The sequence below is a fragment of the Rhodopirellula maiorica SM1 genome, from assembly GCF_000346295.1.
Lineage (GTDB): Bacteria > Planctomycetota > Planctomycetia > Pirellulales > Pirellulaceae > Novipirellula > Novipirellula maiorica.
Genome location: NZ_ANOG01000433.1, coordinates 1 through 7,447, shown reverse-complemented (window position 1 = coordinate 7,447; position 7,447 = coordinate 1). Strand labels below are relative to the sequence as shown.

Annotated in this window: 8 protein-coding genes; 5 read left to right on the top strand and 3 right to left on the bottom strand. The window is 54.5% G+C overall.

Annotated elements, in window-relative coordinates; genetic code table 11:
• The coding region (locus tag RMSM_RS13895) for an HAD-IC family P-type ATPase (protein WP_040766520.1) at positions 1 to 852 on the top strand (852 nt) is incomplete at its 5' end.
• A gap of 14 nt (positions 853 to 866) precedes the next feature.
• Entirely contained in the window at positions 867 to 1,562 is a 696-nt protein-coding gene (locus RMSM_RS13890) for a cation diffusion facilitator family transporter (RefSeq protein ID WP_008697021.1), read from the top strand.
• A 56-nt stretch (positions 1,563 to 1,618) separates the two neighbouring features.
• On the opposite strand, the gene RMSM_RS13885 is transcribed toward RMSM_RS13890, so the two are convergent.
• A complete protein-coding gene (locus RMSM_RS13885; RefSeq protein WP_040766524.1) occupies positions 1,619 to 2,116 on the bottom strand; it encodes a DUF305 domain-containing protein in 498 nt (165 codons plus the stop codon).
• A 201-nt stretch (positions 2,117 to 2,317) separates the two neighbouring features.
• On the opposite strand from RMSM_RS13885, the gene RMSM_RS13880 reads away from it, so the two are divergent.
• Positions 2,318 to 2,869: an RNA polymerase sigma factor gene (locus RMSM_RS13880; protein WP_008697018.1), complete on the top strand. Its 552-nt coding sequence runs from the start codon at positions 2,318 to 2,320 to the stop codon at positions 2,867 to 2,869.
• 94 nt (positions 2,870 to 2,963) lie between these two features.
• Positions 2,964 to 3,632 (top strand): hypothetical protein, encoded by a 669-nt coding sequence (locus RMSM_RS13875; RefSeq protein ID WP_008697016.1) that lies wholly within the window; start codon positions 2,964 to 2,966, stop codon positions 3,630 to 3,632.
• 5 nt (positions 3,633 to 3,637) lie between these two features.
• Here the strand turns inward: RMSM_RS13875 and RMSM_RS13870 are convergent, their stop codons facing one another.
• Both RMSM_RS13870 and RMSM_RS13865 read right to left on the bottom strand, forming a co-directional pair.
• The gene (locus RMSM_RS13870; protein ID WP_008697014.1) at positions 3,638 to 5,029 is read right to left on the bottom strand and encodes a hypothetical protein; all 1,392 of its coding nucleotides are present in this window, start codon (positions 5,027 to 5,029) and stop codon (positions 3,638 to 3,640) included.
• 113 nt (positions 5,030 to 5,142) lie between these two features.
• Positions 5,143 to 6,708, bottom strand: coding sequence for a TolC family protein (locus RMSM_RS13865; RefSeq protein WP_008697012.1), 1,566 nt, complete (start codon positions 6,706 to 6,708; stop codon positions 5,143 to 5,145).
• A gap of 280 nt (positions 6,709 to 6,988) precedes the next feature.
• On the opposite strand from RMSM_RS13865, the gene RMSM_RS13860 reads away from it, so the two are divergent.
• Positions 6,989 to 7,447: hypothetical protein (locus tag RMSM_RS13860; RefSeq protein WP_201767033.1), on the top strand; the 459-nt coding region annotated here is incomplete at its 3' end.

Here is a 7,447-nt window from a genome sequence, read left to right as displayed (position 1 = left end):
GAAGACCTCAGCAAGCATCCGCTTGCTAAAGCGGTCGTCCGTGACGGAAAGGAACGATTGAGAGTAGGGGAGTCTGGGAGTGGGGGAGCGATTCCCGATGCGACTGATTTGCAGAGCATTACTGGGCGAGGAATTCAGGCGACGGTCGAAGGAGACATCGTTTACATCGGCAAAGACGATTTGTTCTCCGAAGTCGACGGGCCACCGCTGCCAGATAGCGTTCGCGAGATAGTCGAATCGCTCGAAGAGAACGGACGCACAACCATGATCGTCCGGCGCGGTGATCGTTACCTCGGCGTGATCGGTTTGATGGACACCCCCCGTGAGGCTTCCAAGCGAACGATCTCGCGGCTTCGAGAACTGGGCATCGAGCGGATGATTATGATCTCGGGCGACAACCAAAAGGTCGCTAGCGCGGTCGCCAAGGCAGTCGGTCTCGACGAAGCTCGCGGCGACTTGATGCCCGACGACAAGGTCAACGAGATCAAAAAACTGCAAAGCGAAGGCGGGGTCGCGATGGTCGGCGACGGAGTCAACGACGCCCCGGCCATGGCATCCGCCTCCGTCGGTATCGCAATGGGAGCCGCCGGTAGCGACGTCGCCCTCGAAACCGCAGACGTTGCCTTGATGGCCGACAACCTCGACCACCTGCCCCTGGCCATCGGGCTTAGCCGATCGACGAAGTCAATCATCCGTCAAAACCTCTGGATGAGTCTTGGCATGGTCGCGTTCCTCGTCCCCGCCACGATCTTCGGCCTTAACATCGGCCCCGCAGTTGCATTGCACGAAGGCAGCACGCTCGTTGTCGTCGTCAACGCCCTGCGTTTACTTGCTTATAAACCGAAATTTTAAGTGGAGAACTCTACGTGGAAAACGACCGGCCAAGACATAACAAAAATGACGATCAACCCGACGATACGAAGCATGTCCAAGGTATTCGTCGCGGCCGTTACATCGAAATCACGAGCCTGATCTACAACATCACCGAAGTCGTCGTGTCGCTCACAGCCGGTTTTGCCACAGGCAGTTCCGCGTTGGTTAGTTGGGGCGTCGATAGCATCGTCGAAAGCAATTCGGCGGCGTTCATGATTTGGCGACTTCACGGTGAAGAGAAAGGCATCAGCGACCGTGAAGTGCGAAAGCGAAAGAAAATCGCCTTGAGCGTTTTGTCCGCAGCGTTCACGATTGCCGTCCTGTTTATTTGCTACGAAGCGATCAGCAAATTCATCAGCCAAGAAACCGCATCAATGTCATGGTGGGGCATTGGCATTTTGTTGGTCTCGCTGGTCATCAATCCGATCCTCGCCTGGGGCAAGTACCACTATGGCAAGAAAACGGATTCACCATCGTTGAAATACGATGCTATCGACACCATGATCTGCGAGTATCAAACCATCGTCGTCTTGATCGGCATTGGTCTGGTTCAATGGCAAGGATGGTGGTGGGCCGATCCGGTCGCGGCACTGCTGATCGTCCCCTACGTCGCCTGGGAAGCCTACGAAGCCGGTCGTGATGCGTGGGCGGTTGACATCGACCAAAACGAAGTCGGCGTCGAAAATTAGGCAAAATTTTCCAGCGTTGGCTGCTCTAATTCAAAAACCGGTGTGTCTCGCAATCTTCAGTCTCTAGATGCGAGTCCGCTGAGCGCATTACCCTCCAAATCCGCAATCTTACCCTCCAAATCCGCAATCAGCTCCTTCATCTCAGCGATCTCCTTCTTTTGTGTTTCGATGATTTGGTCGGCCAGTTCGCGGACTCGAGGGTCGGTAATTTTGGCTCGTTCGCTGGTCAGGATCGCGATCGAGTGGTGTCGGATCATGGCTTTCATCCACGAGACATCTTCGACGGTTTCCTGGCTGCGTACGAGGTACAGCGACCCAGCGAAGACGGCGAAGCTGGTAGCGAAAATGGCCACGTTGGTCTTCGTACTCTTATACATGCCGAGCATGAACAACAACATAATCATCGCCATCGTTGCCCCCATGACGAGTGCCATGTAGAAGCGGGTCTCGCTCCAGTAGACGTGGTCGATCGCGTAGGTGTTCAAATACATCAACAACAGCATGACGGCGGTCGAAGTTGCGATCATTGCTCCAAAGAGTCGGTAGTTGGACATGTCGTTTTCCTTGTTCTGTTTGTGATTGGGGGGTCCAAACGAATTCGCAAATACGGTGCCGCGGTATCCGAATGCCAGGAGAAATCCCAAATCGTTACGCGAAGGCGCGATGGTCTGTGTGATACGCGACCGCATATGTCGGTAATTGCCATGGCGCAAAGGCCGCTAGTACCCCCATTGGGTATCGGTACAATCTGACAAATGGAGCATCGCAGTGAGAGCAATGACAAAGAGCCAATCGACGACGCAACGGTCAAGGCCGGTGCGGGCGGCGATCACGCTGCGCTCCGCCAGATTTATGAGGCCACCGCTGATCGCGTCTTTCGCTTGATGGTGCGGATGGTCGGTCAACAGGACGCCGACGACTTAACGCAGCAAACTTTTGTTCGAGCGTTCACGAAGCTCGATCAATTCAGTGGCGAGTCGAAGTTTGAGACGTGGCTTTATCGACTTGCCACCAACGAAGCTTTGCAGCATTTGCGCCGCGAGAAACATCGGCGGACCAAAGAACTGGTGGTCGAGCCGACTGTTCGGCAAACTGACCACGTCGAGCAAGACGAACGAGTCGCAATGGTTCGCCAGGCACTCGATCAACTCGATCCGGAATTGCGGGCGATCTTCACGCTCAAAGAAGAGAGCGGCTTGTCGTACCAAGAAATCGCCCAGACGCTAGACATCCCCGAAGGTACGGTTGGTTCGAGGCTTAATCGGGCGCGGCGGGAACTTCGGAGGTTAATTGACACGCCTCAATGATTGGCGTGCCCTGCTGCACTTGATCTCGTGCCAAGAGACTGCTGGTAAGAATACACGAAGGAGAAAAATGACAGACAATAGGAAGAGCCAACAGATGAATTGGTCAGCAATTTCGGCGATTGCAGCGGTAGTCGCCTCTCTCGTTGCCGTCGTCGCACTGGTGCTTGGAGCGAATCACGCTACAGAGCAACTCGCTTTGGCGGTCGATCAAATGCGGCAACAGCAACAGCAATTCGATGCAGAACGCGATATGCGGATGCAGCCTTTCGTTGCGTTCGATCGTGTCACGTTCGTATTCCCTGTTGAGGCTACGGATGTGAATGATCGCCGATTTGATTTGGTCCGAAAAGACGGCGTCGTGGTTGACCAAACGCCCATTCCAACTCTTACAAACTACGGAGCCGGTCCAGCGTTGCATGTTGAGGTCAGCTACGAAGGGGATGACAAGAAGCTCTTTCCGACGTCGCCAATGCACCTGCTTCCTGAGCAGCAAACGGGCTTCTTCGCCATCCCGGATGCCTTGAATAACAGTGAAAAACCAGAGCGGATGACTAAGGGCACCGCGCTTATTCGCTGTCGTGATTCCCGTGGTCGTCAGCATCGTGTCGAGCAGAAATACACCTGCAGCACAGATGGGAAGACCGTACAGTTTCAGTTTGGAACTATTACGACCTTACCCACCGACTTCACAATGCCTGAACACTCCCGGTACAGTTCGTGGTCGGCTCCAGATGTAAAGCCGACCTATGAACTGCAGCCCTGAAACCGTTATCGCCACCCTAGCGGATCGTCCTCTTCCGTGTAGCGACCGAAAGGATCACGCAGTTGATCGGGGCGATCCTGGCTCCGTGAGGTTGCGGCTAAAACGAGCATTCGGTCCGCTTCAATGGTTTGTCGAACGATCTCTTTTAGACAGTCTGTTTGAGCCGAGGAAGATCCGAACCATCCAGACCGGACCATGTTGCAAAATTCAGTGTTGTTCAACGACCGAGGTTTACTTTCCCAATCAATTCGCAGGCCGCCTTTTGGGCCTTTCGATGCAGGAGATGCAGCAAACGCATTCCACAAACCGAGTGGAATGTAGAAACCGGAGGCCATGCTGTTGTCCAAAGAACTCTTTTGTTTGGCCTCACAGAATTTCAAGAACAGCGTCTCTTTGCCCAAGCGGTAGCTGGCGACCGATGGTTCCGTGTCCTCCAAATCCCGCAGCATCGCTGCTGCCGCATTCATCCGCTCCACTTCTCCTGCATAATTCTTGTCGCTGTTGGGGTAGTAGGTCGGCTTTCCGTTTCCGCTAGCGGATAGCCTTTTGTACTGAACCATTACGAACGACTCATGGACATGACTGAAATAGATCAAGTCCACGCCGAGCGTGTGTTCGAGCGGTTGACGATTGCAGTTGATGATCGAGAGCGTCTCACCGGTATCGTTGGACACATCAACACGACTCGTGATGTAGGGTTTAATGAAGTTAAAACCTGGAAACGACATTGCATCCAAATTGATCTGCGAATCTTCACGGACGTTGTAGTGTGACAATCGGTTCAGAAAGCTGGTTGCCGCTTGTTGTGCCGGCGTGGTGCCACGCAGAATCTCTTTCCGCAGACGCAAACCGCCGAAAATCTCAAGCGACGTTACCACTGCGTCACGCTCGATGTCGGCAATGCCGCCTTCGGCTTGGCTGCGAATGGAGGCGAGTTCAGCCATCAGCGATTGAATGCCGGGCATTCCCGCTCGCAAGCTCTGTGACACGCCCTGTAGTGCCCCAAGCAAGGCTTCCGACGTCTTTTCCGGCAATCGAGTCGCCTCACCGAAGTTCGTGTCGACCCTGTTGCGAAATCGTCCGTCCAATCGTTCAAGAACATCCTCAACGTCAATCCGACCGGTTTCCACAACGCCACTGACTTTCAGTTGCTTCTTTCCTGTTGCGATCCACTTGCCCAACTGTGACACGCCAACGAAGTCGATGCTTAGATCGGGGGTATCATCGCCTAGTCTGCTTTCGTCGTCCTGTAGCGACACCAAGCAGATTTGATTCGTCTGCGGTGCAACGTCTGCTACAGAGACGACCGCTGTGAACTCGCCACGATCTTCGATTGCTTGCTTGATACTCTCCGCATCTCCACCTCGAAATCTCAACCATATCAATTCATTCTTCATGTTATTTTCCTCTAGTAAGGGTTCCAATTACCTTAAGAGAGTTCGCTTCGCAGAATTCTCGCGAAAAATTCCAAAATTATTTTTGAGCCCACGAATCACGGTGTTTCTGTTGATTATGGGCAACCTACCGTGCGATCCAATTGAGCGATCGTGCCGGCTAGCGTAGCGTCGATGCGGGCGAGTTGGGTCTCGAACATTAACAGTTCGCGGTAGGTTTCGATCAGCGTGAAAAAGTCCGTCCGTTTGCCTCGGTAGTCGGCGATTGAGAGTTTGAGCGTGTCTTCGGTGCGGGGGATGATGCGGCCCTCGTAGATGTCGCGTTGCCCCGCCAATGCGTCGGCTTGTACGGTCAGGCGACGGATCTTGCCGTAAAGCTCGTCGCGTTCGGCTTCGAGGCGGCGGGTGGTGCTGCTGCGTCGATGAGCGGCTTCGCGGATGCCGGCGTTGATCTTCTCTCGCCAAATCGGCAACGTCGTTCCAAAGCTGATGCTTAGGTTGTCGTTGCCGTTGGCGACGGGGCTGATGACGTCGTGACCGTCGCTGATCAGTCCCCAGTTGAGGCCGACGCTGAAGTCGGGGTACTGCTGCAAACACGCCAGGCGTTCTTTGTCGCGGTCGCGCTGGATTTCCCACGCGAGGCCACGCAGTTTCGGGTTGCATTGTTCGGCCAACGCAATCAGCGATTCGATTTGCTGGGGCGTGTCAGTGATACCGAGTTCATCCGTTGCTTCGGGAAGTAAGTCAACAGGTTGTTGCAGTAGCGTTGCGAGGTCGGCCTGGGCGACTTGCTTTTGTCTGCGAAGCGTGATGAGTTGTTCGTCGAGGCGATCGGTTTCAAGCTGAGCACGCAACACGTCTTGTTGCGAACCACCGCTGCGGTATTGGGCTTCGGCAACGTCGGTCAGGTCGGCGACGAGGTCTTTGGTTTCCTCTATGATCGCGATCGCGCGCGTGGCAAACCAGACTTCGTAGTACGCCAGTCGTACGGACTCGGTGACTTCGCGAGCGATCGCGTCGACTTCGGCTTGAGCGATCTGGACTTCGCGACTCGCGATGATGGCTTTCGTTTTTAGCTTGTCGGGAAACGGGACGTTCTGGTTGACCGACATCTGATTTCCAACACGACCGCCCGCGGTTTGCAACGCGTTGTCATGGAACGGCCAGAAAGTGTTGTTGAACGTTGGGTCGGGAAGTGCTTTGGCTTGCGGGATGACATTGGTCGCTGCAGCGACACGTTGCCTGGCGGCGAGAATTCTGGGATGACGTGCGAGGGCAGTGCCTACGAAATACTCGACAGGCTGACCAGTTGGGGAGCTGGGAGAAGGGGAGTCTGGGAGAGGGGGAGACACGGAGTATAGGAGATCGGGAGTCTCGGAATTGTCATCTGTCTCGTCATTTTCATCACCCTCCGTGTCTTCTTGTCTCCCCTTCTCCGTGTCTTCCTCCTGCTCGTCTTCTTTCTCCCCACTCCCAACTCCCAACTCCCCATCTTCTTCCTTGGGCGGATCGAGTTGCAGAAAGTCTCCGAAACTTCGTTTGCTGTCTTCCTGGGGTGGTTGAGCGAAGACGGCGGGCGATGCGATCACCACTCCGTCGTTGTAGCCGACGTGCTGTACGGAAGCAGTTACCGGCTCGCTAAAGACTTGCTGCCAGTCGACGTCGCTGTTCGCGCCCGACATCGGGGCTGAATCGGTGACCGGGGCGGTGACTTTTGCTACCTGAACACCGCGCTGAGAGGCACAACCAGACGTCGACGCTGCAACCAACGCTGCTAGCAGCAATCGTTTGGCGTGGGTCGTTCTGGGTCTAAAAGAATGCCGATCCATGGCGTTCAGGTCCTAATGAGCTATAGTTGAGCAGTCAAAGTTTGCCTAACCGGTTAATTCCTATTGAACTCTTCGGCCAAATTTCCGATACAGTTCATATACCGGGCATGGGTATCCTTTTCGGAAGGTCACAGTGAGTAACTCCCCCCTAATTCGCACCGCCGTTAATCTTTGTCTGATCGCTGCAATGGTAATTCAGCCGATGACGTTGGTGGCTGCGCAGGGAACATGTGCTCAAGGTCAGTGCTGCGAGGCCAAAACAGTCTGCCACGCTTGCAAATGCTGTGAAGTGAAAACGGACGGCGATCTATGCGGTTGCTGTAGAGGTAACGAAGAAGACGCTGGCAGTTGCTGTACCAAGAAACGAGAACAATCAAAGCACGACGACTTGTTCGGTGAAATTTCCGATGTCGTGCCCGAGCCACCGAAATCCGACGACGAGAAGTTGGTTCAAGACCAAGTTGCGTTGTCATCGTGCATGTGTGGCATTCGATCAGAACCGCTAGCACCGGCACCACATCGCGTTCCTGTTCCTCAGGTTCGTGAAATAGTCGTGATTGCGTACTTGGATCACGTTGCATCCGAAGCTGGA

What these genes read in the sequence shown, in the direction of transcription:
- RMSM_RS13870 (WP_008697014.1), bottom strand. Translation starts at nt 5,029, where the DNA reads ATGAAGAATGAATTGATATGGTTGAGATTTCGAGGTGGAGATGCGGAG.
- RMSM_RS13875 (WP_008697016.1), top strand. Translation starts at nt 2,964, where the DNA reads ATGAATTGGTCAGCAATTTCGGCGATTGCAGCGGTAGTCGCCTCTCTC.
- RMSM_RS13885 (WP_040766524.1), bottom strand. Translation starts at nt 2,116, where the DNA reads ATGTCCAACTACCGACTCTTTGGAGCAATGATCGCAACTTCGACCGCC.
- RMSM_RS13865 (WP_008697012.1), bottom strand. Translation starts at nt 6,708, where the DNA reads ATGTCGGGCGCGAACAGCGACGTCGACTGGCAGCAAGTCTTTAGCGAG.
- RMSM_RS13880 (WP_008697018.1), top strand. Translation starts at nt 2,318, where the DNA reads ATGGAGCATCGCAGTGAGAGCAATGACAAAGAGCCAATCGACGACGCA.